At 72.7% G+C, this 2,046-nt stretch carries 1 protein-coding gene; it reads right to left on the reverse strand.

What is annotated here, in order from left to right:
• The coding region (locus ACSVC7_RS32575) for a beta strand repeat-containing protein (RefSeq protein ID WP_483509166.1) at positions 1 to 2,046 on the reverse strand (2,046 nt) is incomplete at both ends.

The raw sequence follows: 2,046 nt of genomic DNA on the forward strand, positions 1-2,046 counted from the left end.
TCGCCGTCAGGTTCGCGGTCGCGCCGGTCGTGAGGGTGGTCGAGCCGTCGGCGAGATGAACGGTCAGGCCGCCCGGCGCGCCGTTCCAGTCCGCCGCCGGCAGGAAGCGCAGCAACGTGGACGCGCTCAGCAGCAGCGCGGCGTTGGGCGACAGAGTGGTGGCGATGCTGGTCCAGCTGGCCCCGCCGTCGCTGGAGTACTGCCACACGCCCTGCGCCGCCGTCGCCGCGTTGCCGACCACGGCGATGCCGGCCAGCGTGTTGGCGCTGCTGCCGTTCGTCACCGCGTCCGCCGAGTCGGAGAAGTTCGCCGCGAACAACGAGGCCACGGTGGCCCCGGCCGGCGTGGCATCCTCGTTGACGCTGACCAGCGTGGCCGAGCCCGAGGCCACCGGCGCATCGTTGACCGGGCTGACGCTGGTGGCGAGGGTCACCGATCCGGTGCTGTAGGGCGTGGCCCCGCCCGTGCTGCCAACCGTGGACAGGTCCACCGTGGCGCCGGTGACCACCGTCGTGCTGCCGTCGGCGAGATGGACGGTCAGAGCGCCCGGCGTGCCGTTCCAGTCCGCCGCCGGCAGAAAGCGCAGCAGCGTGGAAGCGCTGAGCTGCAGCGCGGCGCTGGCGGACAGAGTGGTGGCGATGCTGGTCCAGCTGGCCCCGCCGTTGCTGGAATACTGCCACACACCCTGCGCCGCCGTCGCCGCGTTGCCGACCACCGCCACGCCCCCCAGCGCATTGGCGCTGCTGCCTCCGCTCACCGCATCCGCCGCGTCGGAGAAGTGGGCCGCGAACAGGGCGGCCACGGTGGCCCCGGCCGGCGTGGCATCCTCGCTGACGCTGGCCAGCGTCGCCGAACCCGAAGCCACCGGCGCGTCGTTCACGGCCGTGACGCCGGTGGCGAGCGTCACCGATCCGGTGCCGTAGGGCGTGGTCCCGCCGGTGCTGCCGACCATGGACAGGTCCACCGTGGTCCCGGTGACCACCGTCGTGCTGCCGTCGGCGAGATGGACGGTCAGAGCGCCCGGCGTGCCGTTCCAATTGGCCGCCGGCACGAAGCGCAGCAGCGTGGAAGCGCTGAGCAGCAGCGCAGCGTTGGCGGACAGAGTGGTGGACACCGCCGTCCAGCTGGCCCCTCCATCGCTGGAGTACTGCCACACACCTTGCGCCGCGGTCGCCGCGTTGCCGACCACGGCGATGCCGCCCAGCGCGTCGGCGCTGCTGCCTCCGCTCACCGCATCCGCCACGTCGGAGAAGTTGGCCGCGAACAGCGCCGCTACGGTGGCCCCGGCCGGCGTGGCATCCTCGCTGACGCTGGTCAGCGTCGCGGAACCCGAGGCGACCGGCGCGTCGTTCACGGCCGTGACGCTGGTGGTGAGCGTGACCGTGCCGGCGCTGGCCGCCGACGCGCCGCCGGTCCCGAAGCTGACGTTCATGGTCGTCCCGGCGGTGACCGTGCCGGAGCTGTCGATCAGCTTCACCGTCAGGCTGCCCGGCGTGCCGTTCCAGTCCGCCGCCGGCAGAAAGCGCAGCTTGGCCGTGCTGTCCAGCACCAGCGCCGAGCCGTCGGAGACGGTCTCCGGGATGTCGAGCCACACGCCGCTGGTGACGGAATACTGCCAACTCCCCTGCCCCGACGTCATCCGCGCCGCGTTGCCAACCACGGCGATGCCGGCCAGCGTGTTGGCACTGCTGCCTCCGCTCACCGCGTCCGCCGCGTCGGAGAAGTTCGCCGCGAACAACGAGGCCACGGTGGCCCCGGCCGGCGTGGCGTCCTCACTGACGCTGGCCAGCGTCGCCGAGCCCGCAGCCACCGGCGCGTCGTTGACTGGGTTAACCGTGGTGCCCACCACCACGTTCTCCGCGCTGATCGCCGTGGTTCCGCCGGCGCTGCCAACTGCCGACAGGTCCACGGTGCTGCCGAAGGTGACCGTCGCGCCGTCTTCGACCAGGCGAACGGTCAGGCTGCCCGGCGTGCCGTTCCAGTTGGCCGCCGGCACGAAGCGCAGCAGGGCCGCGCTGTCCAGCAGCAACGCCGCGCTGGTCGAGA

It is taken from the genome of Azospirillum mesophilum, from assembly GCF_053470405.2.